A 25,001-nucleotide genomic window follows, 5' to 3' on the forward strand; every position below is an offset into this window, starting at 1 on the left:
GGCGAGTGGGCGTGGCGAACGGCTATTGCGAGTCGCACCGGGATGAGGCGGGCACGCTTGCGGGAGCCGTGTCGCTGGCTTCCATGCGCGCGGCCAGTCGCTCGCGCTCGGCCTGCTCGTCGGCCAGGCTCTTGTGAGGCAGCAGCAGATTGAGCAGCACGGCGGTGAGCGCCGCCACCACCACGGGTGATCCACCGATCGCCATCTCGATCGTGTCCGGCAGCGCGGCGATGGCCTGCGGCGCCGCGGCGAGCCCGAGGCCCAGCGCCAGCGCCAGGCTGGCGATGGTCATGTTGCGCCCGGACAGCTCGTCGCGGGTCAGCAGCTGGATACCGGTCATGGTGATCATGCCGAACACCGTGATGGTGGCGCCACCGAGCACCGGATAGGGAATGGTGGTCATCAGCGCGCCGAACTTCGGCATCAGTCCCGCCGCCAGCAGAAACAGCGCCGCCAGTGCCAGCACCGAACGACTGATGACCTTGGTCATGGCGACGATACCGACGTTCTGGCTGAACGACGCCGTCGGCAGAGCCGCGAACAGGGCACCGACCAGAGTGCACAGGCCGTTGCCCAGCAAGCCCCCGGACAGCTCCCGATGGCCCAGCTCGCGATTCATGCCACCGATGGTGGTAGCGGATAGATCACCGATGGTCTGCACCGAATTGACCACGCAGATGATCACCATGGACAGGATCGCCACCGGCGCGAATTCGAGCGTCACGGGGAGCGGGCGCGGCGCACTGAACCAGGCAGCCTGATGCACCGCAGTGAAGTCCACCATGCCCAGCGCGAGTGCCAGCGCGTAGCCCACCACGATGCCGCAGATGATCGCGGCGAGCTTGATGAAGCCCCGCCCGAACTGGGAAATCGCCAGCACCACGGCCAGAGTGACCAGTGCCACCAGCCACTGCCTGCCGCCACCGTAGCCAGCGCTGCCCTTGCCCCCGGCCATGTAGTGGATGGCGATGTCGTAGAGCGACAGGCCGATCACCAGCACCACCACCCCCGCCACCACCGGCGGAAACAGGTGACGCAGCGGGCGTATACCGAACCCGACCAGCAGCATCGCCGTGCCGCCGATCAACTGGGCGCCGAGGATGCCGCCGAGGCCATACTGGGCGCCCACGGCGGTCAGGGTGGGCACGTAGGCAAAGCCGACACCGAAGATGGTCGGCAGGCGAGCACCGAAGCGCCAGACGCCGAACAGCTGGATCAGCGTCGACAGCGCCGAGGCCACCAGCGAAATCTGGATCAGCAGCAGGGTTTCGGCGGTGGAGGCGCCGATGGCACCGGAGACGATGATCGGCACCGTGATGGTACCCATGATCATGGCGAGGAGGTGTTGCAGCGACAGTGGCAGGGCACGGCTCAGCGGTGGCCGGCCGTGGAAGTCGAAGACCGAGACGCTGACGGGGTAGCGGGCGTTGCTCATGGATACGATCACCGGTTGTTTTTGTATACAGGTGATTGTGGTAAATGTTTCCATAAACATCAAGGTGAGACGAGATTAGACGAGAGAGCCTGGTTTACCGCCCCGCCGACATCGCGTTGCGATCGGGCTTCCAAAGATCTCAAAGGTGGCAGGACGCCGCGTTCGCTGCCTATTGGCACCCGGCTCTCGGCTGTCGGTGTCAGCTTTCGAGCAGAAAGGTCACCGGCCCGTCGTTGATTAATCGTCCTGAAGGTGAGCTGCATGTTGGCGCTCGGCGCCAGGAGGGGGCTCTCAGCTCTCCAGGAGAAAGGTCACCGGCCCGTCGTTGATTAGTGCCACCTGCATATTGGCGCCGAACTCGCCGCTGGCCACCGGCGCATGGCGCTGGCGGGCCTGATCGAGCAGGTAGTGAAACAGACGATCGCCTTCGGCCGGCGGCGCCGCGCTGGAGAAGCTGGGACGCAGCCCCTTGCGGGTATCCGCGGCCAGGGTGAACTGGGATACCAGCAAGAGGCCACCGCCGGCCTGCTGCACATTGAGATTCATCTTGTCCTGGTCATCGGCGAACACGCGATAGTGCAGCAGCTTGTGCAGCAGGCGGTCGGCCGAGGCCTCGTCATCGCCTTTTTCCACCCCGACCAGGGCCAGCAGGCCGTGGTCGATGGCGCCGACGGTGCGATCCTCGACCTCGACACTGGCACGGCGGACACGTTGGATCAGGGCTTTCATGCAGGGCTTCCTCTGGCAATAGGTGGGGGGTTACACACAGCAGGGCCCGCTAGCCTAGCACGGGCCTGCCTGGCCAGGCGTCAGCGCCCTAGCAGAGCGTCGCGGAAGTCGCGGTCCAGGGGATCTTCACCGAGCCAGATGGCGAACATGGCGTTGGCAAGCGCCTTGTCGTTGGAGCGGTACAGCGGGGCACCATTGAGCGCCAGGATCAGGCTCTCGCCATCCCAGGTCAGCGAATAGCGGTCGCCCGGCGTGACGGAGCGATAGCTGTCGACCAGCGCGGTCAGCGGGCGGCGAATCGACGGAAAGTCCACGGCGCCGACCTGCTCGCGTACGGTATCGAGGGTGGTGCTGGCGAAGTCATCGGCCTCGATGGCATGGAAGTAGTGCAGCACCAGCCGGCGCGGGACGTCGGATTCGGGAGCGGGGCGGGGGTACCCCGCGGCCTGGTAGTAGGCGCCGGCGTAGGCGTCCCACACCAGATAGGTGAAGAGCCCGTGGCCGATCATCTCGTAGCGCCGGCCGTCGTCGATCTGGGTGGCAAAGCTAGCGCTCTTGACGCTGACCTGCTGCGTCGACGTCTGGGCGTTGGCCTCGGGGGGCGCGGCCATGGTCAGGGTCAGACAGGTGATCAGGCTGACGGCGGCAAGCAGCCGAACCAGCGGGTGCTGTCGGGGTTGTCGCGAAGGCATGATGAAACTCCCGTGACATGATGTTGTACACATCATGGCGCGAGATATGACTTATGTACAGTTTTTGTAGAGTGTTCTTCCCGTGACTACCAGGCGCGGCACAGCATGATGTCGCAACGGGGCTCCGCCAGCAGACGCTTGGTGATCTGACTGCGTCGGCCCGCCTGACTGCGGTTGCCCAGCGCCAGCAGATCGGGAGGCTGACGGCGCAGATGGGCGATCAACACGTCCAGGGGGTCGCCCTGTTCCAGCACCAGTTCCAGTTCCGGCACCCGATCGAATTCCGCCATCAGGTGGTCGATCTCCTGTTCGAGCTGCTGTCTAAGTCGGATGACCTCACGATCGCGCCACTGGGCGAAGTCGGTATCGGAGCCGAGTTCGCGCTCGCCCGGCACGTCCCAGGCGTGGAGCAGCTCGAGGCGGGATTCCGGAAAGTGTCGCAGGGTCTCGCGCAGGGTGCGACGGCAGGTCAGGGAGAAGTCCACCGGGACCAGGATGTCGTTCCACGGCTCTGCGGGGGGCTGGCTGACGGTCAGCACCGGACAGGGGGCGCTCAACAGCACCCGGGCCAGGGTGGTGCCGCCGATCAGGTCAGGGTGTCCGCGCTTGCGATGGGTGCCGAGGATGATCATCTCGGCGTTGCGATCGTGGGCCTCACGGATGATCTCGGCGTAGGGGGCGCCGGTCACCGTCTGCACCAGCAGCGGCGGTTCGGCCAGTGCGTAGTCCTCGCGCAGGTCGGTGGCGATGGCGTGGATGTCATCTACTACCGCACCTTCCAGGTCGCGCAGCACCCGGTGGGGCAGGTAGGGATCCAGCACGTGCAGTACATCGAGACGGGCGCCCATCTCGTTGGCCAGGCGGATGGCGCGGCCGAAGGCGGAACGGTTTTCTGCCGACAGGTCACAGGCAAACAGCAGGGTGCGAGTCATGGCTCTGCCCTCACGACGCCAGTGGGTGAACCTTCAGCATGGGCGGACGTGCCGATTCGCGCAAGCGACGGTGTCGTCAGTCCCTGTCAGTGCACGATAGCGCCCGTCCTGCGCTCGGATCAGATCAGACTGGGCATTTCGTGCCCTCTACTGCCCGCCAACGCCAGCCACTGCCTCCTGCCGCTACCACCAGGCGTGGAAGTGATGCACCGGGCCGCGCCCCTGGCCCACCGACAGCCGCCGGCTGGCGTCGAGCGCCTGGTGCAGCCAGCGCTTGGCGTCGCCGATGGCGTCGATGACCTGCGCCTCGTCGGCGTCCTGGGGCAGATGGGCCAGCTTGGCGGCGATCGCCGAGGACAGGGCACAACCGGTACCATGCAGGTTCTGGGTATCGATGCGCGGCGCCGGCAGCCAGCGATCGCCACCGGGCGAGGCCAGCAGGTCGGGACAGCTATCACCATCGAGATGGCCACCCTTGAGCAGCACATAGGGGGCTGACAGTTGCTTGAGCGCGGGCAGCATTGCCTCCATGGCATCGGCGCTGGTGGGCGGCTCGACCCCCAGCAGTACCGCCGCCTCGGGCAGGTTGGGGGTGATCACGTCGGCCAGCGGCACCAGCACATCACGTACCGCGCTGATCCCGGCTTCATCGACCAGGATGTCGCCGCTCTTGGCTACCATCACCGGATCGAGCACGATCCAGCGGGGACGCCTGGCCTCGAGCGCTTCACGCAGGGTCTCGGCGACCTCGCGGCTAGCGACCATGCCGATCTTCACCGCGTCGATGCGCACGTCGTCGAGCAGGTGATCGAGCTGCACCCGGATGCTCTCTGCAGCCACCGGGTGCACCTCGCGTACCCCACAGGTATTCTGCGCGATCACCGCGGTGATGACGTTGGTGGCATAGGTGCCCAGGGCAGACAGCGTCTTGAGGTCGCCCTGGAGGCCGGCGCCGCCAGAAGGGTCGGAGCCGGCGATGGTCAGCGTGTGAGGGATGGATACGGCGTGGGACATGAAAGACACCCGAAAGTCAGCAGAAGACACAGAATACAAGAGGCGGCGCTGAGAGAGCCAATGTCGAGCGCATCATGCTGAGTCTGTTTGTCATGGCGTTTGCCAGCGCCACCCTGCTGCCCGGAGGGTCCGAGCTATGGCTGGCCGGGCTGTGGTGCCGGGGCGAAGCGCCGCTGGCACTGTGGCTGGTGGCCACCCTGGGCAATACCCTGGGCAGTCTGGTCAATGTCGCCCTGGGCCGCTACGCCACCCAGTATGTCGATCGTCGCTGGTTTCCCGCCTCCCGGGCGGGACTGGCACGAGCCCAGCGCTGGTATCGCAAGGGCGGAGAAGCGAGTCTGCTGCTGGCCTGGCTGCCGGTGGTGGGGGATCCGCTGACGGTACTCGCGGGAATCGCCCGGCTGCCGTGGTGGCGTGCCACGCTGTGGATCGTCGTCAGCAAGGGCGGGCGCTACGCGGTGCTGCTGTGGTTTGCCGAACGCTATTTCAGCTGCGGCTGATCACTGCTCGAGAGTCGACACGATGTCCGCCTGTGCCCCGAAAACGGACAGGGGCCGCGCGAGGCGGCCCCTGGGTGCTTGTGTCGGCAATGCTCGACACCTTCTGGATGGGTTACTCCTGGCCGAAGTCAGTGCCGCCGTCCGGGTTGCGGGCGTTGTAGTAGGCCTGCTCGGAGATGGCGTGGTAGTTCACCACCTTGTCCTGGAAGTCGCGGTACGACTCGTAGATGCGACCGGCGATATCGCTGGAGTCAGCCAGTTCCTGCACCACCTCGGCGGAGATCTCTTGAGCCTGGGCGAGCACGTCGTCGGGCAGCTTGCGCAGCTGGACGTCGTGTTCGTTGATCAGGGTGGCCAGGGCATCGTTGTTGCGCGCGGTGTACTCGTCCAGCACGTCCTGGTTCACGTCGCGCACCGCGGTGCGCAGGATCGCCTGAAGGTCGGCGGGCAGCTCGGCCAGGGCCTCATCGTTGACGATGGCCTCGAACATCACCGTCGGCTCATGCCAGCCCGGGTAGTAGTAGTACTCGGCGGCCTGATGCAGGCCGAAGGCCAGGTCGTTGTACGGGCCGATCCACTCGGTGGCATCGATGGCGCCGGACTGCAGCGAGGTGAAGATCTCGCCGCCGGGCATATTGACGATGGCCACGCCCATGCGGTTCATGACCTCACCACCGAGGCCCGGCATGCGCATCTTGAGGCCGTCCAGGTCGTCGACCGAATTGATTTCCTGGTTGTACCAGCCGCCCATCTGTACGCCGGAGGCGCCGGCGGTCATGACCTCGACGCCGAAGTCATCGTAGAGCTCGTTCCACAGCTCCAGGCCGCCACCATAGTGCAGCCAGGCGTTCATTTCCTGGGCGTTCATGCCGAAGGGCACGGCGGCGAAGAACTGGGCGGCGGGCGCCTTGCCCTTCCAGTAGTAGGAGGCAGAGTGGCCCATCTGGGCGGTGCCTTCGGCGACGGCGTCGAAGACCTCGAAGCCCGGTACCAGCTGGCCGGCACCGAACACCTCGATCGTCAGGCGGCCGTCGGACATTTCCTCGACCAGCTTGGCCAGACGCTCGGGACCCTGGCCGACACCGGGGAAGTTCTTCGGCCAGGAGGTGACCAGCTTCCACTCGAAGGTGTCCTGGGCCTGGGCCTGGGCTCCGACCAGCAGTAGACCGGAGGCACCGGCGAGGGTAATGGCCTTGGCGATTGAGCTGCGTTGCATGTAAGTCCCCTTTGTATGGTATTGGCGTTGTCGGGACCTGCCGGCCAGGGTAGGGCCGGCGGGTAGTTGGCGTCTCGCGGGATGGCCCGAGACGCCGTGAAGCGGGCGATGGCTCGTCGGGCAACTATAGACGCCGGGGGCACCCCCCGGCGTGGGCTGCCGTCCACGCATCGCCAACGCGCCGGGTCAGAACGGCTCCGGCAGCCAGGTGGCGAGCTGCGGGCCAGCGTCGAGAGTGACAGGGCCCAGCGTTGAGGTTTTCGGCATCAGAACTGCTCAGGCAGCCAGGTGGCCAGTTCCGGGAAGAACGAAAGGGCCAGCAGCATGCCGAGCTGAAGCACGATGAACGGAATGACGCCTCGGTAGATCGCGGACGTCGGTACCGACTCCGGGGCCACCCCGCGCAGGTAGAACAGGGCGAAGCCGAAGGGAGGCGTCAGGAAGGACGTCTGCAGGTTGATCGCGATCATGATGCCCAGCCAGATCGGATCCAGGCCCATGGCCAGCAGAATCGGACCGACGATCGGCACCACCACGAAGGTGATCTCGATGAAGTCGAGAATAAAGCCGAGCAGGAAGATCACCAGCATCACGATGATGGTGGCGCCGACTACCCCGCCAGGCATGTTCTCGAACAGATGGGTGACCAGCTCTTCACCGCCGTAGGCGCGGAACACCAGTGAAAACAACGCCGCGCCGATCAGGATCAGGAACACCATGGTGGTGACGTGGGTGGTGGAGCGCAGCACGTCCTTGAGCGTGGCCAGATCGAGGCGACGATAGGCCAGAGCCAGCACTAGGGCGCCGAAGGCACCCACCGCGGAGGCTTCGGTGGGGGTGGCCAGTCCGGCCAGGATCGAGCCGAGCACCGCGACGATCAGCACGATGGGCGGCACCAGGCCCTTGAGCAGCAACAGGCCGATGCCCGAGGTGTGGCCCAGCTCGGCCATCAGTTCCTGGCGATCGGCGGCAGGAGCGGCGCTGGGCTTGAACAGCGCCACCAGGCTGACGTAGACGATATACACCAGCACCAGGATCAGGCCCGGGACCAGCGCCCCCATGAACAGATCACCCACCGACACCGTCTTGGGGCTGAAGATGCCCATGGACAGCTGGGCCTGCTGGTAGGCGCTGGACAGCACGTCACCAAGCAGCACCAGAGCGATGGACGGCGGGATGATCTGACCCAGGGTGCCGGTGGCGCAGATGGTGCCGGTGGCCAGCGACTGGCTGTAGCCGCGCTTGAGCATGGTCGGCAGCGACATCAGGCCCATGGTGACCACGGTGGCGCCGACGATGCCGGTGGAAGCGGCCAGCATCATGCCGACGAGGGTCACCGAGATGCCGAGTCCGCCGCGCAGCGAGCCGAACAGCAGGGCCATGGCGTCGAGCAGGGTTTCGGCGACCTTGGACTTCTCGAGCAGCACGCCCATCAGCACGAACAAGGGCACCGCCAGCAGGGTGGTGTTGGTCATGATGCCGTAGAGGCGATTGGGGAAGGCGTTGAGGTAGCTGCCGTCGAAGTTGGCATCGATGCCGAGGGACTCCAGGCCGTAGCCGAGCCCGGCAAAGGCCAGGGCGGTACCGGCCAGCGACAGCGCGACCGGAAAACCGAACATCAATACCGTACAGATGACACCGAACAGCACCAGGGGCATGAACTCCAGCATTTACAGGTGCTCCTCGTCGGCGTCATGGGGAAGGGCGTTGGGGTCGAGACGTCCCTTTAAAATCAGGATATTGCGGTAGATCTCGACGAGGCCCTGGACAATCATCAGCACGGCGAAGGCCGGTATCAGCGTCTTCAGCAGGAACACCCCGGGGATGCCGCCGGCGTCGGGTGAGCCCTCGAAGATGGCCCAGGACTTGCCGACGTAGCCGAGGCTGGTGGCGATCACGAAGCCCATCACCGGCAGCAGCAGCAGCAGGGTGCCGAGCAGGTCGACCAGCGCCTTGCGCCTGGGCGACATCGCTCGATAGAAGATGTCGACGCGCACGTGCCCGCCGTGCTTCAGGGTGTAGGCCGCCGCCAGCATGAACACGGCGGCGTGCATGTACATCACCGATTCCTGCATGGGGATGCTGTTGACGCTGAAGGCATAGCGCAGCACCACGATCAGGAACTGGATGATCATCATCGCCAGGATCAGCCAGGAAAGGCCCCTGCCAAGGCGTTCGGAGAAGGCGTCCAGGGCCGCCAGTGGCCCCGGCAAGCCGGAAGATGTAGACATTAGGAACTCGCTGGTGGTGTCAGGGCGATCATTGTCCAGGCTGGCGCCCGGGCACGCCGTCGCCAGGGCAGGACGTCGGCTTGCCGGGGGGACCTGGCGTCATGGATAGTGTGGCACGCGGAGACATTAGCGAATCTCGGTGCACGTCAACGCTGACTATACGGCAGTCGAGGTAGCACTGTCATGACACCAAAAGTCGAGGTCCGCTGGCGTGGCGTCCGCCGCCGACAGGATGGCTCAGGCGGGTGGGTCGGGCGTGTGGCTCAGGCGGGTAGCTCAGACGGGAAGCTCAGGTGGGAAGGTCAGGTGGGAAATTCAGGTGAGCGGTTCAGGCAGGTTGCTCGGGCTGATCGGCCTGGATGGCGGCGAGGCAGGGCTGGGGCAGGCGAATATCGACGGCCACCGGCAGGTGGTCCGAAAACAGTCGGTCGAGGACTTCGGCCTCATCGGCCTCCAGCGACGACGACAGCAGGATATGGTCCAGCGCTCGGCTGGGGCGCCAGGACGGGTAGCTCAGTGCCGGTCGCACCGGATGCAGCGGCAACGAGGCGCAGAAGCGGTCGTGGGCGTGCAGGCGGTCCGGGGTGCAGTTCAGGTCCCCCATCACCACCACGTGCTTGAGTGGCTGGATCAGCTCGCTGAGGTAGTCGAGCTGCAGGTTCTGGGTGCGCTGGCCCAGCGCCAGGTGGGCGACGAACAGGTGCAGGGCCTCGGGGCCCTGGCCGAAGCGCGCATGGATGGCGCCCCGGCCGGGCAGGGTTCCCGGCAGGCGGTGCTCCTCGATGCGGCTGGGTGCCAGCCGGGAGAGCAGGCCATTGCTGTGCTGGGCAAGTCGACCGAGGTTGCGGTTGAGCTGCTGATAGTGGTGGGGGAAGCCGCCTTGCATGGCCAGGTACTCGAGCTGATTGACCTGGTTCGAGCGAAAGCTGCCGCCGTCCACCTCCTGTAGCCCCACCATGTCGAAGTGCGACAGCACCTCGGCGATCATGTCCAGACGTCGTTGCCGACGCGGGTGAGGCAACAGGTGCTGCCAGCTACGGGTGAGGTAGTGGTGGTAGGCCGAGGTCTGGATACCCACCTGCAGGTTGAAGGTCACCAGCCTCAGGTGACCTCTGTCCAGCGTGGGGTGGCGTTCCTCGGCCAGTGACGTCATTGGGCTCCAGACTCCTGTTCGCTGCGGATCTGCTCCACCAGCGCCTCGGCGATGCGCGGCATGTTGTCGAGGCTGCCGGCGGTGCTCGGCGAGACGATGTAGCGACCATCGACGATCAGCGCGGGGACGCCCATCAGTTCGAGGTTGCGCATGGTGGCGCTGGCGCGATTGATCTGGGACTTCACGCCGAAGCCATCCAGCGCCTTGAGCGCCTGCTCTTCGCTGACACCGTAGTCGCTGAAGAAGGCGGCGATGTCTGCTGGCTCGGTAAGCTGCTCGCCTTCCTGGTGGATGGCGTCGAAGAAGTCCTCGTGCACCTCGTCGAGGATCTCGAGCTGCTGGGCGGCATAGAAGGCCTTGGCGTGCTTGACCCAGGTCTCGCCCAGGGTTGCCGGCATGCGTTCGAACTCGACGTCATCGGGCAGCTCGGCGACCCAGGCATTGAGCGGATCTTCCAGCGAGTAGCAGTGCGGGCAGCCATACCAGAACACTTCGGTCACGTTGATCTTGCCATCGTCGCTGCCCAGCTCGACCTGATTGGGGGCGACGGTGTAGTCCTCGCCCTCGGTGATCGAGGCGGCGACCGCCATGGTCGACAGGCTAAGGCCAGCGAGGCCCATCATCAGTGACTTCAGCATAGAATGTTTTCTCCTTGATTGAGGCGGGCATGCCATGGCGGCGCGAGGGCGCGACGAACCTGGAGCCGCAAAGCGAACGCTGTTTTGAGTCTACAACGTTCGAAGGGTTCCCGAATATCCCGATTGGGCAGACGTCGCATGTCTATCTTTGCTGGTAAACGCAACGGGGCGGCCACAAGGGCCGCCCCGCGGGACGCATCGAAAGGTGAATCGATCAGTGCAGGCCCTGGACGTAGTTGGCCACGGCTTCCATGTCGGCATCGCTCATCTTGGCGGCGATGTCGGCCATCACGCCACCGGGGCTGTTGGCGCGGGCGCCGGAGGCGAATGCCTGGAGAGTGCTGACCACATAGCCGGCGTGCTGGCCGGAAAGCCCCGGATAGACCGCCGAGCCGATGCCGCTGCCGGTCGGGCCATGGCAGGCGCTGCAGGCCGGGATGCCCTTGGCCAGGTCGCCAGCGCGGTAGAGCGCCTCGCCGCGCTCGAGCAACGCCTCGTCATCCTTGGCCTGCCCCACCACCGGGTCCTGGCCGGCGAAGAAGGCGGCCACGTCCCAGGCGTCCTGGTCGCTGAAGTTGTCCACCTGCCCCGCCATCTGCGGCACCGGACGGGTGCCGTCACGGATGTCGATGATCTGCTTGGCCAGGTAGGAGGCCTGCTGGCCGGCCAGGTTGGGGAAGGTCGGCGCGATACTGGCGCCGGTCTGGCCGTGACAGGCGGCGCAGGCGGTGGCCTTGTCGCGTCCTGCGGCGGCGTCTGCGTCACTCTGGAGGTCGGCATGGGCGGCGCCGACGACGCCGATGGAGATTGCCAGGCTTGCCAGTAACTGTCTCATCGCTAGTTCACTTATGCCGTTTTTAATGTTTTCACGGTCCCGCGGAAGGCGTGGCCTTCACAGCAGGGGGAAGCGCCCGCGCTGAGGCCGGTCGCTGGCGACAGCGGCACAATGTTATGATGATTCCCCGGGTCGCAGCCGCCTCAAAGCTTACTATAACCAAACACCCCGGGGGCGGGAATGCCAGGGCCCTCGACCCTACCTTTGATCACCGTCAGGATTTCTTCCATCTCATGGCTTTCAACTACTCCTTGGCCCGATTCCTCACCAGTGCGCCGACGCTGGCCCGATGCCCCGAAGACAGTGGTGTCGAGGTCGCCTTTGCCGGACGTTCCAATGCCGGAAAGTCCAGCGCGATCAACACCATCACCCAACAGAAGGCGCTCGCGCGTACCTCCAAGACGCCGGGTCGCACCCAGCTCATCAACGTCTTTTCGCTGGGCGAGGACAGCGAGCGCCGGCTGGTGGACCTGCCCGGCTACGGCTACGCCAAGGTGCCCGAAAAGGTCAAATTGGAGTGGCAGCGCCACCTGGCCGAATACCTCCAGAAGCGAGCTTCGCTCAAGGGGCTGGTGCTGGTGATGGACGTGCGTCACCCATTGACCGAGTTCGACCTGGCGCTGCTGGATGTGGCCGATGAGCGCGACCTGCCGGTGCATATCCTGCTGACCAAGGCCGACAAGCTGAAGCAGGGCGCGGCCAAGGATGCCCTGCAGCAGGTGCGCTCGCGGCTGCGTGAGTGGGAGGACCTGGTCAGCGTGCAGCTTTTCTCGGCGCTCAAGCGCCAGGGCGTCGACGAGGCCCATCGGCGCCTGGACGGCTGGCTTGCGCACGAAGGCTAGCCAGCCTGACGAGCCCTAGCCAGCCTGACGAGCCCGCCGGCTACTTGTACGTAGCGGTGACCTCCAGCAGCCCCTTGACGCGCCCACCGGATGCCTGCTCGGCATAGCGGTAGTAGCTGACGCGTAACGGAACCCTGGGCGCCTCCCCCATCAGGCCAACCGCTCGCGAGCCAGACAGGTCCACGGGGTCGAAGTCATGGGCTGAAAAAGCGTCGATTTCCAGCGCCAGCCCGATGCCCTTGGCGCCGTCACCCGAGCTGTCGGCGTTGCCGAGGATGCCTTGGCGGGCGTTGATGACGCTGGCGCCGCCCGAGCGTATGGACAAATCCGCCATGTTGACCTCATCGCAGTTGTTGAAGTTCAGGTAGGCGGTGGTGGTGCCGCCCCGAGATCCTGCTCCTGGCAGCTCGCTGAGGTCGATATCGGGCAGGATGATGTAGGGGGTCCACATCTTGCAGGTGCTCTCGATCACGGTGACGTAAGCGCCGCCAACTCCGACTACCGTACCGGTATAGTTGTCGCTGGCGCCGGTGCTGGTCGCCACGTGGGTATGAGGTGAGTAGGTAAACTGGCTGTAGGAGCCCGGTTCGGTATCGCCATGGCGCACGATCGGGATCTCCTTCGCGACGCTGCCGGACACGCAGCCAGATGCGTGGTTGGCGGTGCGCAGGGAGGCGACCAGGGTCTGGTGGTGATGGCCGCCCATGCTGGTGTCGGCCTTGTCGAAGTAGAAGCCCTGCACTGAGCTTTCGGCGTCACCGGTGGCGCTGTCGTAGGCCCCCTGGGTGTCGAGCAGGATATAGACACGACCGTCGCTGCCGGTCTGGCAGGCGTAGGTGGTGTGGAAGGAGGCTATCCCGGCGGTGTCGCCTTCCGGCGTGGTGCCGGACAAGGTCGAGGGGTAGGACATGCCGGTGCTGAAGAGGCCGCAGGTACCGGGCGGACGCACGGTGTCGCAGGTAGGGCGTGCCGCCAGGGCTGGCGCGATGCCCAGGGGCAGGGAGAGAGCGGGCCCAAGTCCTGAAACACGCCCCGAAAGCAGTCCTGAAGACAGTCCCGAAGACAGCCCCGAAACAAGCCCCAGTCCCGAAACCAGGGCAAACGCCAGCCCGAGCTTGAGCACTCGTCGCAGGTGACGCCAGGTCGGCGGGGATGAAGCGAGGGGGCGATAGAGCGGGCGGGGCATAGCGGCAGGCACTCAGGGAACAGGTGCCTGCCGGTTTACCACGTGGCGCCGGCGGTCGCCGGGGTTTTTCTCGCTTTATTGATCCTGATGCTCACCGAGCAGGGCTGCCAGCTCGGTCACCCGAGACAGTCGGGTCACGCCGCGTGGCAAGGGAGCCGTCTCGGCCTCTGGCGGCGCGATCCAGATCGCCCGCAAGCCCAGGCGAATCGCCGGCAGCACGTCTTCCTCCCAGGAATCGCCCACGTGCAGGGTCTCGCAGGCCTTGACCTGAAGCCGTGCCAGCATCGCCAGAAAGGGCCGTGGATCGGGCTTGGGTGCGAACATCTCGCCGGCAGCGATACGCGCCTGGAAGTGGCGGGCCAGCGGCAGACGGTGGAAGGCCACGTTGCCGTTGGTGATGCTGCCGAGACGATAGCGGCCCTTCAGTCTTTCCAGCATGGCGTCGGTGTCGGGGAAGGGCGTGACCAGGATACGCAGCGAGTGAAAACGCTGCATCGCCAGCGCCGCCCACCAGTGAGCCGCCGCCCGGTTGACGCCGCTTTCCTCCAGCAGCTGGATCAGGGTGCGCTCACGCAGCCAGCTGAAGTCGCCGCGCCGCGACCAGCTACGCCTGGCCAGAGCCTGGCGTTCACGCAGGTAGTCCGCGAGCGCGATGGGGGGCGTCAACGGCTCCTCGCGGCCGCGCTGCCAGGCGCCGAGCTGTTCGGTCAGCCAGTCGACGTGGCCCTGCTCGGTGCGCTGCATGACGCCGCTGTTGTCCCACAGGGTGTCGTCCAGATCGAAGGTGATGGCCTTGAGTCGGCTGAAGTCGTCCGCTGTCGCGTGGTCGATCAAGGGGTGTCTCCGGGATGGCTGTCGTCGCTCCGGCTGCGCCGCGCGCGGGGGTGGGCCTTGTCGTAGCTCTCGGCCAGGTGCTGCCAGTCCAGCCGGGTATAGACCTGGGTGGTGGACAGGTTGGCGTGGCCCAGCAGCTCCTGGACGGCGCGCAGGTCCTGGCTCGATTCCAGCAGGTGGCTGGCGAAGGAGTGGCGCAGGCGGTGGGGATGCAGGTGCTCCGGCAGGCCGCGCCGGCGGGCCTGGGTGACCAGGCGTGCCTGGATGGCACGATGGCCCAGCCGGTGGCCCTGCTGGCCGACGAACAGCGCTGTTTCGCCGTCGGTGGCCAGCACCGAGCGCACGCCGAGCCACTGGTCGATGGCCTGGCGCGCACGCGAGCCCACCGGCACCTGGCGCGGCTTGTTGCCCTTGCCGAGGACCCGCACCCGGCCGCCGTGAAGGTCGGGGAGATCCAGCGCCGCCAGCTCCGCCAGCCGTAGCCCGCTGGAATAGAGCAGCTCCAGCATCGCCTGGTCGCGTACCGACAGCGGCGAGCCGTCGTGGGGGGTGTCGAGAAAGCGCGCCAGCAGGTCCACGTCCACCGGCCGCGGTAGATCCTTCGGCGCCCGGGGGCCGCGGCTCAAGCCGACCGGGTTGTAGTCGAGTCGGCCAGCCGCCACCAGGTGTTCACACAGTCGCGACAGGGCGGCGCGGCGGCGCTTCAGGCTGCGCGGTGCCATGCCTCGGCTGCGTTCGGCGGCCAGAAAACGCCTGAGCGTGTGGGACGTCAGGGCCTGATCATCCGGCAGCCTGGCGTCGGTGTCATTGGCCTGGGCGTTCCACCAGTTCTCGAAGGTGGCCAGGTCACGCCGGTAGGCGTCGACGGTGGCAGGACTGGCGGTGCGACCCAGCTCATCGAGAAAGTCCGCTACCGCGCCGGCAAGCTGCCACTTGGGCGTCGTCTCAGCCGTCGTCTCAGCCACCTTTTCAGCCATCATCACGCTCGCACAGGCGCACGCTCAGGCGCACCAGTACCTCGGCCAGGTACTCGGTAAACAGGGTGTCCATGCTGGCACGGAAGTGGTCGGGATCAGGGCTTGCCAGCACCACAAAGCCCTGGGGCTCGCCCAGGGTCATGCGGGCGATGGCGCAGGAGCCCGACTTGGTCGGCGCCTTGGCGTGGGGCAGCAGGCGCTTCCAGTCGGTGGGGGTAAGACGGGTACAGCGGCTGGCGCGCCCATCGAGCAGCGCGGTCAGGCGCTGGCCGGTGTGGTCGTCGAGCACGTGACGCGGGGCCTGGGGCGGTCTGGGGTCGCGATCGGTCAGGCTGGCGGGGCACCACAGCGACACCGCTGGCGTCTGGAAGCGCTCGCTTAGCTGGGTGGCCAGGGCCTGGCCCAGGGCGTCGTTGTCCTGGGCTTCCAGCAGTGCCAGCACCAGCTCGCGGGTGCGCCGATACTGCGCCTCGTTGTGGCGGGCCGAGTCGAGCAGTTGCTCGAGCCGCAGTTCCGCGCCTTCGGCGCGCTTGCGCAGGTCATGGACCAGCCGTTCCAGCAGCGAGGTGGCGCCCTGGGTCTCCGGGTGGGGAATCGTGAGGCTCTGCAGCAGGCCTTCGCGACCGACGAAGAAGTCCGGGTGGCGTGCCAGCCATTCGGCGACGCGGTCCGGGTCGAGCGTCTTGCGGGGCTCTGGGGCGGCTTGAGGCATGCGCGTCTTCCTGTTGGAGTTCAATGTCTAGGCTGGATCGAGTTTCCGGGAAAGCGAGGGACCGGTACCTTGCTGGCAGCTTAGCCCAGTCCCGTCGAGTCCTGTGCGCCTGGGGTCAACGCAGCGGAATTCGTCCATCGAACACCCGCTCGGCGGGGCCGGTCATGATCAAGGGGCGCTCGCCACCTTCCCAGCGGATCGTCAGGCTGCCGCCGGGCAGGTGGACGGTCACCGGGCTTTCGAGCAGGCCCTGGCGAATGCCGCAGGCCACCGCAGCGCAGGCGCCGGTGCCGCATGCCAGGGTCTCGCCGCTGCCGCGCTCGAACACCCGTAGGCGAATCTCGTGGCTGGAGACCACCTGCATGAAGCCCACGTTGACCCGCTTGGGAAAGCGCGGGTGGTGTTCGACCAGCGGTCCCAGGCGCTCCACCGGCGCCTGGTCGACGCTGTCGACCTTGACCACCGCGTGGGGGTTGCCCATGGAGGCGACGGCGATCTCGAGGGTCTCGCCGTCGACCTCGAGGGTGTGACGCAGGCGGTCCTCGTCGGCCTCGAAGGGCAGGCTCGGCGGGGCGAAGCGCGGGGCGCCCATGTCGACGCTGACCTGCTCGTCGTCATGCACATCCAGCACCAGCGGGCCGCCGGCGGTCTCGACCCGGATCTGGCGCTTGTGGGTCAGCCGCTTGTCACGCACGAAGCGGGCAAAGCAGCGCGCACCATTGCCGCAATTCTCGACCTCGCTGCCGTCGGCGTTGTAGATCCGGTAGCGAAAGTCCATGTCCGGGTCCCGCGGCGGTTCCACCACCAGCAGCTGATCGAAACCGATGCCGAAGCGCCGGTCGGCCAGACGGCGGATTTCCTCGGCCTCGATGCGGGCCCGCTGGGTGACCAGATCGACCACCATGAAGTCGTTGCCCAGGCCATGCATCTTGGTGAAGTGCAGAAGCATCAGCGCGGTGCTCCTGACGTCGATCCCGATGCCGATCCCGGTTGCGATTCGCCGGGCAGCGACTCACCGGCCCAGAGGTCCTCGAGGGTCTCGCGTCGGCGCACCACCTGATAGCTGTCGCCGTCCACCAGTACCTCCGCCGGACGCGGGCGGCTGTTGTAGTTGGAGGCCATCACGAAGCCGTAGGCGCCTGCCGAGCGCACCGCCAGCAGGTCGCTGGGGGCCACCGCCAGTTGACGCTCCTTGCCGAGGAAGTCGCCGGTCTCGCACACCGGGCCGACCACGTCGTAGACGTCGCTTGCGCGGTCCAGGCGAGTGTCGACTTCGATGATGGCCTGCCAGGCCTGGTATAGCGAGGGCCGAATCAGGTCGTTCATGGCCGCGTCGACGATGGCGAAGTTCTTGGTTTCGCCGGGCTTCACGTAGGTCAGCCGGGTCAGCATGACGCCGGCGTTGGCGGCGATCGAGCGGCCCGGCTCGAACAGCAGCGTCAGGCGCTCGCCGCCGTCCCAGCGCGACAGGCGCTCGAGCAGCTTCGAGGCGTAGTCGAACGGGGCCGGCGGCGTCTCGTCCCTGTAGGGCACGCCGAGGCCGCCGCCCAGGTCGAGGTGCGAGACCTCGATTTTCTCCTCGCGCAGGCGGTCGAGCAGCACCAGCAGACGCTCCAGGGCGTCGAGGAAGGGAGCGATCTCGGTGAGCTGCGAGCCGATATGGCAGTCGAGCCCGGTGACCTTGAGGTGCGGCAGTTCGGCGGCCAGGCGGTAGACCTCCAGCGCCTCGTCCACCGGGATACCGAACTTGTTGTCCTTGAGCCCGGTGGAGATATACGGATGGGTGCCCGCGTCGACGTCGGGATTGACCCGCAATGACACCGGCGCCACCTTGCCCAGGCGGCCGGCCACTTCATTGAGCACTTCAAGCTCTGGGCGCGACTCCACGTTGAAGCACTTGATGCCGACCTCGAGCGCGCGCGCCATCTCGTCGGGGCGCTTGGCGACACCGGAGAACACCACCTTGGCCGGGTCACCCCCGGCGGTCAGCACCCGCTCGAGCTCGCCCTGAGACACGATGTCGAAACCGGCCCCCTGGCGCGCCAGTACGTTGAGCACCGCCAGGTTGCTGTTGGCCTTGACCGCGTAGCAGATCAGATGCGGGTGGCTACCCAGCGCCTCGCGGTAGGCCTGGAAGTGGCGCTCCAGGGTGGCACGTGAATAGACGTAGCAGGGGGTGCCCACCGCCTCGGCGATGCGGGCCAGAGGCACTTCTTCGGCGTACAGCTCGCCGTCTCGGTAGTTGAAGTGATCCATGCTCAGCTCTCGTCCTCGGTCGCGCTCTGGTCGCTTTCCTGGCTGTCCTCTTCGCCCTGTTCGTCCTCGACGGTTTCGCGGGGGCCGTAGCGCTCCGCCGCTTCTTCGTCACCGGGCAGGTACAGGGGGCCTTTCTGGCCGCAGCCCGCCAGGGCCATCAGGGCCAGCAGCAGGGCCGGCAACAGGGCGGGTCGCAGCACCTTGACGAGGCGGTTCATTGGGCGCCTCCCTGGCCGGTCGCAAGGGTCTTGAGGGCCTCACGGGCGCGCTGGGCAGCGGCGCGCACCTGGTCGGGGGCGGTGCCACCGATATGGTTGCGGGCGGCCACCGAGCCTTCCAGGGTCAGCACCTCGAACACGTCCTCGCCGATGACGTCGGAGAACTGGCGCAGTTCGTCGAGGCTCATGTCCGACAGATCCTTGCCGCTCTCGATGCCGTAGGCCACGGACTGACCGACGATTTCATGGGCGTCACGGAAGGCCACGCCCTTGCGTACCAGATAGTCGGCAAGGTCGGTGGCGGTGGAGAAGCCCTTGCGAGCGGCCTCGCGCATGGAATCGCCCTTGGAGACGATGGCCGGGACCATGTCGGCGAAGGCGCGCAGGCACCCCTTGACGGTATCCAGGGTGTCGAGCAGCGGTTCCTTGTCTTCCTGGTTGTCCTTGTTGTAGGCCAGCGGCTGCGACTTCATCAGCGTCAGCAGGCCCATCAGGTGACCGTAGACGCGGCCGGTCTTGCCGCGCACCAGCTCGGGCACGTCCGGGTTCTTCTTCTGCGGCATGATCGAGGAGCCGGTGCAGAAGCGGTCGGGCAGGTCGATGAAGTCGAACTGGGCGCTGGTCCACAGCACCAGCTCCTCGCTCATCCGCGACAGGTGCATCAGCAGCAGGCTCGCGAAGGCGGTGAACTCGATCGCGAAGTCCCGATCGCTGACCGCGTCGAGGCTGTTCTCGGCGGGGCGCTCGAAGCCGAGCAGCTCGGCGGTCAGGTGACGATCGATGGGGTAGGTGGTGCCGGCCAGGGCGGCGGCGCCCAGCGGCAGCACGTTGACCCGCTTGCGGCAGTCCAGCAGGCGTTCATGGTCGCGGGCCAGCATCTCCTGCCAGGCCAGCAGGTGGTGGCCGAAGGTCACCGGTTGAGCGGTCTGCAGGTGGGTGAAGCCCGGCATGATGGTGTCGGCCTCACCCTCGGCCAGCTCGATCAGGCCGGCACGCAGCCGCGCCAGTTCGCTGGCGACCAGGTCGATCTCCTCGCGCAGGTAGAGGCGAATATCGGTGGCCACCTGGTCGTTGCGCGAGCGCCCGGTGTGCAGCTTCTTGCCGGTGATGCCGATCTTCTGGGTCAGCCGTGCCTCGATGTTCATGTGCACGTCTTCCAGCGCCACCGACCACTCGAAGCGCCCTTCGGCGATCTCCGTCTCGATCTCCTTGAGCCCGGTCAGGATGGCGTCACGTTCCTCTTCGCTCAGCACGCCAACCTGGGCGAGCATGGTGGCATGCGCGATGGAGCCCTGGATGTCATGGCGGGCCAGGCGCTGGTCGAAATCGACCGAGGCGGTGAAACGAGCGACGAAGGCGTCGGTGGGTTCGCTGAAGCGGCCGCCCCAGGACTGGTTGGTGGTCTGGCTCATTGAATGGACTTCCTGAATGACGATGCGATGGCGACGTGATCGGTGGCCGGCGCCGAGGGCGCTGACGGAGCCGGCAGCCGTTGTCGTTGGTATGCCCAAAGTGTACCAGAGTCGGCCCTTGAGGCGAGGGTGCAGCGGGCCGGCAAGGAAGGTGCGGCATCAGCCCCTGAAGCGAGGGTGGCAGCGGGCGCTTCTGGCAGGCGCGGCAACGGGTCCCGTCGCCGTCGATTTTACTGACGGAGACCGTGCTTTATGATGACGCCATTCATTTAACATGGCGGACGCGGCGATTTGGTCGCAAGCCCGACCAGGGAGAGCAACGTGCAACAGATGTCCAGGCTGCGTATCGCGACGCGCAAGAGCCAGTTGGCCCTATGGCAGGCCGAACATGTTCGCGATCGTCTGATGGCGATTCACCCCGGGCTCGAGGTCGAGCTGGTACCGATGTCGACCCGCGGTGACAAGATTCTCGACACGCCCTTGGCCAAGGTTGGCGGCAAGGGGCTGTTCGTCAAGGAACTCGAGGAGGCGATGCTCGACGGCCGCGCCGATATCGCGGTGCACTCCATGAAGGATGTGCCGATGCAGTTTCCCGAGAGCCTGGGGCTTTCGGTGATCCTGGAAGGCGCCGAGCCCACCGACGCCTTCGTCTCCAATGACTATGCTCGCTTCGAGGACCTGCCCGAGGGCGCCCGTCTGGGTACCTCCAGCCTGCGCCGCGGACTGCAGATGCGCGAGGCCCGTCCGGATCTCGAGGTCATCAGTCTGCGTGGCAATGTCCAGACACGCCTGGCCAAGCTCGACGCTGGCGAATTCGATGCCATCCTGCTGGCCACCTCCGGGCTCAAGCGGCTGGGGCTGGGTGAACGTATCGCCCAGGAGCTGCCGCCGGAGATCTGCCTGCCGGCCTGTGGTCAGGGCGCGCTTGGCATCGAATGCCGCATGCACGACACCGAGCTGGTGTCGCTGCTGGCACCGCTCGACGATATCGAGACGGCGACCAGAGTGCGTGCCGAACGGGCCATGAATACACGTCTGGAAGGCGGCTGCCAGGTGCCCATCGGTGGGCACGCCATCTATCAGGACGATGGCAGAACCCTGTGGTTGAGAGCCCTTGTCGGCACGCCCGACGGTTCCCGCGTGCTGCGTGCCGAAGGGCGTGGTTCGGTGGACGAACCCGAGGCGCTGGGGATCCGCGTCGCCGAGCAGCTGCTGGAGCAGGGCGCCGGGGATATCCTGGCCGAGGTCTACGGGCCGCGTTGATGGGCACTCCGGTACTGATCACCCGGCCCGGCGAACGCGCCCAAGCGCTGGCCGAGGCCATCGAAAGCAAGGGGTTCAGCACCGAGCGGCTCGAGGTGATGCGGCAGGAAACTGTGCCAGAGACGGCAGATGTGCGCTCGGCCTGGCTCGACATCGACCACTTTCATAAGGTGGTAGTCATCAGTCCCGCTGCCGCCGAGCGGTTGGTCGAGGCGCTGGATCGCTACTGGCCACAGCTGCCCCAGGGGCTTGAACTGTACGCCGTCGGGCAGGCCACGGCGATGGTCTTGCACCAGGCGCTGGGGCTAAAGGTGAGGGTGCCTGCCCCCGCCGCCGGAGAAGAGACCAGCGAGGCCTTGCTGGCGCTGGCCTCGCTGCAGCGCCTGGAGCACCAGCGAGTGCTGCTGGTGGCGGGCGAAGGTGGCCGCCCGCTGCTGGGCGACACCCTGGGGCAGAGGGGCGCGCGTGTCACGCGTCTCGAGGTGTATCGACGCCGCCTGATCACTCCCGACGCCGGGGCCAGAACATGGCTCGAACAAGGGGGCTATCAGGCGTTGGTGGTCAGTAGCGGAGAAATCCTTGAACATCTGGCAAGATGGTGTTCAGAGGCCGCCTTTCAACAACCGCTTGTCGTATCCAGCCAGCGGTTGGCTACACTGGCGAAAACGCTGGGATTTCGCATCCCGGTCGTGGCGTCTGGCGCGTCTCCTGCGGCGCTGGCGGCCGCGGTGGCAAGGACCTGCGACCCAGAGGATGGCGAATGAAGATCTCTAAAAGGGCTAGCGACAGATGAGCAACCAACAGCACGATCAGGACGAGCAGCAGACCCCGTCCGCTTCCGGCCAGCAGGGCACAGGAAGCGCGACCTCAGGCACGGACGCCTCGAAGGGCGGCGCGGGCAAGGGGGGCTCCCAGCGGCGGTCGCGGCGTCGCGACAAGAGTGGCAGCAGCTCGACCGGATCCACTTCGTCCAGTGCCAGCGCGGCATCCTCCACACCCGCTGCGGCGACGGGCGGCTCATCGCCTGCCGGCGCCACATCGTCGAGCGCAGGCACCGCCAAGGCCACGCCGAGTGACGCCGCTCCGGTTGCAGCGAAGGGCACCGCCGGGGACAGTGCCAGCAAGCCAAGTGCCAGCAAGCCCAGCGACAGCAAGCCCAGTGCAAGCAAGCCCGACAATAGCGGCAAGGCCAGTGCCGGCAAGCCCGGCGATGGCAAGCCCGGCGATGGCAAGCCCAGTGACACCAAGGCCAGTGGCGCTAAAGCCAGTGACAACAAGGCCAGTGACAACAAGCCCAGCCCAGCGGCAGGCAAGGGTGGTAACGGTGGGGCTTCTGCCGGCGCCGGCGGTGCCGCGACTTCGTCTTCCGGCGGCTCTGGTGGCGGCTCTGGTGGAGGGAAGGCCGGCGTCGTGGCCCTGGTGCTGGTGCTCATCCTGATCGCCGGCGTGGCCTTTGTCGGCTGGAAGGGCTGGCAGCTGCAGCAGGCCATGTCCGCGCGCATCGACCAGCTCAAGCAGAACAGCCCCAGCGTGGCCGAGGTCCAGGAGCTGTCGTCCCAGCTGGAAAGCGGCCTTGCCGAGCGTCGCGAGACCATGGGCCAGGCGGTGGACGGCATCAAGAGCGACTTCGACGCCTACAAGTCCGACGTCAACCAGACCCTGGATCGGGTACTGGCCGAGCTGTCCAAGGAACAGAACGCCGACGAGCGTGACTGGCTGCACGCCGAGGCCGCCTATCTGCTGCGTCTGGCCAATCAGCGCCTGCAGCTCGAGCGTGATGTCGAAGGTGCTGCGGCGCTGCTGCGCACCGCCGACGCTCGCCTGGAAGAGGCCAACAATCCGGCACTGGTCCCGGTACGCCGCGCCATCGCCGAGGAGCTTGCCGCCCTGCAGACGGTGCCCAAGGTTGACCGGACTGGCCTCTACCTGGCCCTGAACGCCCAGCAGGAGCAGATCGCCGGCCTGCCGCTGGCCCAGGACATCGAGCAGTTCACCGCCGATACCACCATCGAGGAGGCTCCTTCCGGTGCCTGGCAGGAGCAGCTGGCACGGGTCGGTGAAGAGCTCAAGGAGCTGGTGACGGTACGCCACCACGACCAGGCGCTGGAAGCCCTGATCACCCCGGAGCAGGAGTCCTATCTGCGTCAGAGCCTGCGCCTGGTGCTGGAGCAGTCCCAGCTGGCCCTGCTCAAGGAAGAGACCGGCCTGTACGAGGCCAGCCTCGACAAGGCCATCACCCTGCTTGAAGGCTACTACGACGTCGACGACGAGTCGGTGCAGTCGGTGATCGCTCGTCTGGGCGAGCTCAAGGGCAAGTCCATCCGCCCGGAGCTTCCCGATATCAGCGCTTCCCAGCAGGCGCTGGCCCGGTTCATCGAGCAGCGCTTCGAAGCGGGCGCTTCCGGCCAGGGAGATAACGCATGAGAAAGCTGATCCTGCTCATTGTCGTTGGCCTCGCGCTCGGGGCGCTGTTCGGTCAGCTGATGATGTCGGTGCCCGGCTACTGGCTGGTGCGGGTGGGCGACACCTCCTTCCAGACTTCGTTCTGGTTCGGCCTGGTGATCCTGCTGGCCCTGTTCATGGTGCTGCACTTTGCCCTGCGCGTGCTGTTCCGCCTGAGCCGTCCGGTCAGCCGCTTCAAGGTGTGGAACTCGCGGGCACGCAATCGCACCGCGATGAAGCGCACCGTGCGCGGCCTGGTGGCATTGGCCGAAGGTCGCTGGAAGCGCGCCGAGAAGGCCCTGGTCAAGGCCGCCGATGACTCCAGCACCCCGCTGGTCAACTACCTGTCTGCCGCCCTGGCGGCCCACTACCAGGGCCGCTATGACCAGGCCGACACCCTGCTGAAGCGGGCCCACATCTCCACCGACGGCGCCGATCCCGCGGTGGGCATGATGCAGGCCCAGCTGATGCTGGACCGCCAGCAGTACGAGGAAGCGCTGGCGATCCTGACCCGTCTGGACCGTCATCTGCCGCGCCATCCCCAGGTGCTCAAGCAGCTCAAGGCCGCCTATATCAGCGTCAGCGACTGGGATGGCCTGCGTCGCCTGCTGCCGCGTCTGGCCGACCAGCAGCTGATCGCCCGGGAAGAGCGTGAACAGCTCGAGCTGCAGGCCTACCGCGAGCTGATCCTGCAGGAGACGCGCAATCCCGAGGATATCGAGCGGGTGCGCAACCTGTGGTCCGACATGCCCGAGTACCTGCGCACCAACATCGACCTGCTGGTGCTCTACGTCGAGACGCTGGTGCGCTGCGACGAACAGGTGATCGCCGAGAAACTGCTGCGCCACTCGCTCAAGACCAACTGGGACAGCCGTCTGGTGCTGCGCTATGGCCTGCTCGGGGTGGACGCTTCACGTCAGCTGGTGACCGCCGAGAAGTGGCTGCAGGAGCGTCCCAACGATCCCGACCTGCTGTTGACCCTGGGTCGCCTGGCGCTGCGCAACGCCTACTGGGGCAAGGCCCAGGAGTACTTCGAGGCGAGCCAGCGTCAACGTCCCAGCGGAGTGGTCTGTGCCGAACTGGCGCGGCTCTACGCCAACCTGGGCGAGCACAACAAGAGCCAGCTCTACTATCGCCAGAGCGTCGAGCTGCTCGACAAGTCGCTGCCCTCGTTGCCGCAGCCGAGCGACGCTCAGCAGGCCTGAGCCAGGCGTTCGATCTACTAAGCAGTACCCACAAACGCCACGGGCGGGGCCGAAGCCCCGCCCGTGGCGTTTGTGGTCCTGGTGGATGGGTCTCGTGCGCCGCGCCAGCCAAGGGCCGGCGGCGTGGCGTCACCATGCTGAAGGCGAGAACAGGCCCGGCGTGCAGCTGCCGCCACGCCTGTGTTGTCAGAGTTGTGGCGCCACGCCTGTGTCGTCCGGGCTGTGGCGTCAGGGCTCGGCACCCTGGCGATTCGATCAATAAAAAGGGGCGGCCCGTAG

Annotated in this window: 25 protein-coding genes; 6 read left to right on the forward strand and 19 right to left on the reverse strand. The window is 66.5% G+C overall.

Going from position 1 to position 25,001, the window contains the following annotated elements; genetic code table 11:
• Positions 1 to 22 precede the first annotated feature (22 nt).
• The 5 genes from NH448_RS15030 to thiD all read right to left on the reverse strand — a co-directional run bounded on the left by NH448_RS15030 (position 23) and on the right by thiD (position 4,802).
• Complete coding sequence (locus NH448_RS15030; RefSeq protein WP_253028952.1) at positions 23 to 1,435, reverse strand: solute carrier family 23 protein; 1,413 nt, start codon at positions 1,433 to 1,435, stop codon at positions 23 to 25.
• Positions 1,436 to 1,726: 291 nt separating this feature from the next.
• Positions 1,727 to 2,164, reverse strand: a complete 438-nt coding sequence (gene dtd, locus NH448_RS15035; RefSeq protein ID WP_045993928.1) for a D-aminoacyl-tRNA deacylase — start codon at positions 2,162 to 2,164, stop codon at positions 1,727 to 1,729.
• A gap of 80 nt (positions 2,165 to 2,244) precedes the next feature.
• Positions 2,245 to 2,856, reverse strand: a complete 612-nt coding sequence (locus NH448_RS15040; protein WP_253028953.1) for a chalcone isomerase family protein — start codon at positions 2,854 to 2,856, stop codon at positions 2,245 to 2,247.
• Positions 2,857 to 2,942: 86 nt separating this feature from the next.
• Complete coding sequence (locus NH448_RS15045) at positions 2,943 to 3,788, reverse strand: universal stress protein (protein WP_045993929.1); 846 nt, start codon at positions 3,786 to 3,788, stop codon at positions 2,943 to 2,945.
• A gap of 183 nt (positions 3,789 to 3,971) precedes the next feature.
• Positions 3,972 to 4,802 carry a bifunctional hydroxymethylpyrimidine kinase/phosphomethylpyrimidine kinase gene (gene thiD / locus NH448_RS15050; RefSeq protein WP_124805046.1) on the reverse strand — a complete coding sequence of 277 codons (831 nt, stop codon included), beginning with the start codon at positions 4,800 to 4,802 and terminating at the stop codon, positions 3,972 to 3,974.
• A 74-nt stretch (positions 4,803 to 4,876) separates the two neighbouring features.
• Here thiD and NH448_RS15055 point away from each other — a divergent pair, with 74 nt between their 5' ends.
• Complete coding sequence (locus NH448_RS15055) at positions 4,877 to 5,302, forward strand: YqaA family protein (RefSeq protein WP_045993931.1); 426 nt, start codon at positions 4,877 to 4,879, stop codon at positions 5,300 to 5,302.
• 112 nt (positions 5,303 to 5,414) lie between these two features.
• On the opposite strand, the gene NH448_RS15060 is transcribed toward NH448_RS15055, so the two are convergent.
• From NH448_RS15060 to NH448_RS15085, 6 genes are all read right to left on the reverse strand, one after another.
• Positions 5,415 to 6,518 (reverse strand): TRAP transporter substrate-binding protein, encoded by a 1,104-nt coding sequence (locus NH448_RS15060; protein ID WP_045993932.1) that lies wholly within the window; start codon positions 6,516 to 6,518, stop codon positions 5,415 to 5,417.
• Positions 6,519 to 6,784: 266 nt separating this feature from the next.
• Positions 6,785 to 8,188 carry a TRAP transporter large permease subunit gene (locus NH448_RS15065; RefSeq protein ID WP_108131869.1) on the reverse strand — a complete coding sequence of 468 codons (1,404 nt, stop codon included), beginning with the start codon at positions 8,186 to 8,188 and terminating at the stop codon, positions 6,785 to 6,787.
• Positions 8,189 to 8,749 (reverse strand): TRAP transporter small permease subunit, encoded by a 561-nt coding sequence (locus NH448_RS15070; RefSeq protein WP_124805047.1) that lies wholly within the window; start codon positions 8,747 to 8,749, stop codon positions 8,189 to 8,191.
• A 328-nt stretch (positions 8,750 to 9,077) separates the two neighbouring features.
• A complete protein-coding gene (locus tag NH448_RS15075; protein ID WP_045993935.1) occupies positions 9,078 to 9,902 on the reverse strand; it encodes an endonuclease/exonuclease/phosphatase family protein in 825 nt (274 codons plus the stop codon).
• Complete coding sequence (locus NH448_RS15080; RefSeq protein WP_045993936.1) at positions 9,899 to 10,540, reverse strand: thiol:disulfide interchange protein DsbA/DsbL; 642 nt, start codon at positions 10,538 to 10,540, stop codon at positions 9,899 to 9,901. Before NH448_RS15080 ends, NH448_RS15075 begins: the two co-directional genes overlap by 4 nt.
• Positions 10,541 to 10,754: 214 nt before the next feature.
• On the reverse strand, positions 10,755 to 11,375 hold the full coding sequence (locus tag NH448_RS15085) for a c-type cytochrome (RefSeq protein WP_045993937.1): 621 nt from the start codon (positions 11,373 to 11,375) through the stop codon (positions 10,755 to 10,757).
• Between the two features lie 233 nt (positions 11,376 to 11,608).
• Between NH448_RS15085 and yihA the strand changes: the two genes are divergently transcribed.
• Positions 11,609 to 12,217, forward strand: coding sequence for a ribosome biogenesis GTP-binding protein YihA/YsxC (gene yihA / locus NH448_RS15090; RefSeq protein WP_253028954.1), 609 nt, complete (start codon positions 11,609 to 11,611; stop codon positions 12,215 to 12,217).
• Between the two features lie 40 nt (positions 12,218 to 12,257).
• Here the strand turns inward: yihA and NH448_RS15095 are convergent, their stop codons facing one another.
• The 8 genes from NH448_RS15095 to argH all read right to left on the reverse strand — a co-directional run bounded on the left by NH448_RS15095 (position 12,258) and on the right by argH (position 19,812).
• Positions 12,258 to 13,403 (reverse strand): hypothetical protein, encoded by a 1,146-nt coding sequence (locus NH448_RS15095; RefSeq protein WP_253028955.1) that lies wholly within the window; start codon positions 13,401 to 13,403, stop codon positions 12,258 to 12,260.
• A 75-nt stretch (positions 13,404 to 13,478) separates the two neighbouring features.
• Positions 13,479 to 14,237, reverse strand: a complete 759-nt coding sequence (locus tag NH448_RS15100; protein WP_253028956.1) for an HAD family hydrolase — start codon at positions 14,235 to 14,237, stop codon at positions 13,479 to 13,481.
• A complete protein-coding gene (locus tag NH448_RS15105; protein WP_253028968.1) occupies positions 14,234 to 15,130 on the reverse strand; it encodes a tyrosine-type recombinase/integrase in 897 nt (298 codons plus the stop codon). The genes NH448_RS15100 and NH448_RS15105 overlap by 4 nt, the downstream gene beginning before the upstream one ends.
• Positions 15,131 to 15,206: 76 nt before the next feature.
• On the reverse strand, positions 15,207 to 15,926 hold the full coding sequence (locus NH448_RS15110; protein ID WP_045993941.1) for a DUF484 family protein: 720 nt from the start codon (positions 15,924 to 15,926) through the stop codon (positions 15,207 to 15,209).
• A gap of 115 nt (positions 15,927 to 16,041) precedes the next feature.
• Positions 16,042 to 16,875, reverse strand: coding sequence for a diaminopimelate epimerase (dapF, locus tag NH448_RS15115; protein WP_253028957.1), 834 nt, complete (start codon positions 16,873 to 16,875; stop codon positions 16,042 to 16,044).
• Entirely contained in the window at positions 16,875 to 18,182 is a 1,308-nt protein-coding gene (gene lysA, locus NH448_RS15120; RefSeq protein WP_253028958.1) for a diaminopimelate decarboxylase, read from the reverse strand. The genes dapF and lysA overlap by 1 nt, the downstream gene beginning before the upstream one ends.
• A gap of 2 nt (positions 18,183 to 18,184) precedes the next feature.
• Positions 18,185 to 18,400 (reverse strand): lipoprotein, encoded by a 216-nt coding sequence (locus tag NH448_RS15125; RefSeq protein ID WP_253028959.1) that lies wholly within the window; start codon positions 18,398 to 18,400, stop codon positions 18,185 to 18,187.
• Complete coding sequence (argH, locus tag NH448_RS15130; RefSeq protein ID WP_045993945.1) at positions 18,397 to 19,812, reverse strand: argininosuccinate lyase; 1,416 nt, start codon at positions 19,810 to 19,812, stop codon at positions 18,397 to 18,399. Before argH ends, NH448_RS15125 begins: the two co-directional genes overlap by 4 nt.
• A gap of 321 nt (positions 19,813 to 20,133) precedes the next feature.
• On the opposite strand from argH, the gene hemC reads away from it, so the two are divergent.
• From hemC to NH448_RS15150, 4 genes are read left to right on the forward strand one after another with little or no spacing between them, the layout of a single operon-like run.
• Positions 20,134 to 21,075, forward strand: coding sequence for a hydroxymethylbilane synthase (gene hemC, locus NH448_RS15135; RefSeq protein ID WP_108131862.1), 942 nt, complete (start codon positions 20,134 to 20,136; stop codon positions 21,073 to 21,075).
• Positions 21,075 to 21,839, forward strand: a complete 765-nt coding sequence (locus NH448_RS15140) for a uroporphyrinogen-III synthase (RefSeq protein WP_045993947.1) — start codon at positions 21,075 to 21,077, stop codon at positions 21,837 to 21,839. Before hemC ends, NH448_RS15140 begins: the two co-directional genes overlap by 1 nt.
• Positions 21,840 to 21,864: 25 nt before the next feature.
• On the forward strand, positions 21,865 to 23,499 hold the full coding sequence (locus NH448_RS15145; RefSeq protein ID WP_253028960.1) for a uroporphyrinogen-III C-methyltransferase: 1,635 nt from the start codon (positions 21,865 to 21,867) through the stop codon (positions 23,497 to 23,499).
• On the forward strand, positions 23,496 to 24,722 hold the full coding sequence (locus tag NH448_RS15150) for a heme biosynthesis HemY N-terminal domain-containing protein (RefSeq protein ID WP_045993949.1): 1,227 nt from the start codon (positions 23,496 to 23,498) through the stop codon (positions 24,720 to 24,722). The genes NH448_RS15145 and NH448_RS15150 overlap by 4 nt, the downstream gene beginning before the upstream one ends.
• Positions 24,723 to 25,001 lie beyond the last annotated feature (279 nt).

Source organism: Halomonas sp. OfavH-34-E (assembly GCF_024124525.1).
In the GTDB taxonomy this organism is placed as follows: domain Bacteria; phylum Pseudomonadota; class Gammaproteobacteria; order Pseudomonadales; family Halomonadaceae; genus Halomonas; species Halomonas litopenaei.

Bases quoted from the DNA above. Each gene is read 5' to 3' on its own strand.
- NH448_RS15030 (WP_253028952.1), bottom strand. From the start codon at position 1,435: ATGAGCAACGCCCGCTACCCCGTCAGCGTCTCGGTCTTCGACTTCCAC.
- dtd (WP_045993928.1), bottom strand. From the start codon at position 2,164: ATGAAAGCCCTGATCCAACGTGTCCGCCGTGCCAGTGTCGAGGTCGAG.
- NH448_RS15040 (WP_253028953.1), bottom strand. From the start codon at position 2,856: ATGCCTTCGCGACAACCCCGACAGCACCCGCTGGTTCGGCTGCTTGCC.
- NH448_RS15045 (WP_045993929.1), bottom strand. From the start codon at position 3,788: ATGACTCGCACCCTGCTGTTTGCCTGTGACCTGTCGGCAGAAAACCGT.
- thiD (WP_124805046.1), bottom strand. From the start codon at position 4,802: ATGTCCCACGCCGTATCCATCCCTCACACGCTGACCATCGCCGGCTCC.
- NH448_RS15055 (WP_045993931.1), top strand. From the start codon at position 4,877: ATGCTGAGTCTGTTTGTCATGGCGTTTGCCAGCGCCACCCTGCTGCCC.
- NH448_RS15060 (WP_045993932.1), bottom strand. From the start codon at position 6,518: ATGCAACGCAGCTCAATCGCCAAGGCCATTACCCTCGCCGGTGCCTCC.
- NH448_RS15065 (WP_108131869.1), bottom strand. From the start codon at position 8,188: ATGCTGGAGTTCATGCCCCTGGTGCTGTTCGGTGTCATCTGTACGGTA.
- NH448_RS15070 (WP_124805047.1), bottom strand. From the start codon at position 8,749: ATGTCTACATCTTCCGGCTTGCCGGGGCCACTGGCGGCCCTGGACGCC.
- NH448_RS15075 (WP_045993935.1), bottom strand. From the start codon at position 9,902: ATGACGTCACTGGCCGAGGAACGCCACCCCACGCTGGACAGAGGTCAC.
- NH448_RS15080 (WP_045993936.1), bottom strand. From the start codon at position 10,540: ATGCTGAAGTCACTGATGATGGGCCTCGCTGGCCTTAGCCTGTCGACC.
- NH448_RS15085 (WP_045993937.1), bottom strand. From the start codon at position 11,375: ATGAGACAGTTACTGGCAAGCCTGGCAATCTCCATCGGCGTCGTCGGC.
- yihA (WP_253028954.1), top strand. From the start codon at position 11,609: ATGGCTTTCAACTACTCCTTGGCCCGATTCCTCACCAGTGCGCCGACG.
- NH448_RS15095 (WP_253028955.1), bottom strand. From the start codon at position 13,403: ATGCCCCGCCCGCTCTATCGCCCCCTCGCTTCATCCCCGCCGACCTGG.
- NH448_RS15110 (WP_045993941.1), bottom strand. From the start codon at position 15,926: ATGCCTCAAGCCGCCCCAGAGCCCCGCAAGACGCTCGACCCGGACCGC.
- dapF (WP_253028957.1), bottom strand. From the start codon at position 16,875: ATGCTTCTGCACTTCACCAAGATGCATGGCCTGGGCAACGACTTCATG.
- lysA (WP_253028958.1), bottom strand. From the start codon at position 18,182: ATGGATCACTTCAACTACCGAGACGGCGAGCTGTACGCCGAAGAAGTG.
- NH448_RS15125 (WP_253028959.1), bottom strand. From the start codon at position 18,400: ATGAACCGCCTCGTCAAGGTGCTGCGACCCGCCCTGTTGCCGGCCCTG.
- argH (WP_045993945.1), bottom strand. From the start codon at position 19,812: ATGAGCCAGACCACCAACCAGTCCTGGGGCGGCCGCTTCAGCGAACCC.
- NH448_RS15140 (WP_045993947.1), top strand. From the start codon at position 21,075: ATGGGCACTCCGGTACTGATCACCCGGCCCGGCGAACGCGCCCAAGCG.
- NH448_RS15145 (WP_253028960.1), top strand. From the start codon at position 21,865: ATGAGCAACCAACAGCACGATCAGGACGAGCAGCAGACCCCGTCCGCT.
- NH448_RS15150 (WP_045993949.1), top strand. From the start codon at position 23,496: ATGAGAAAGCTGATCCTGCTCATTGTCGTTGGCCTCGCGCTCGGGGCG.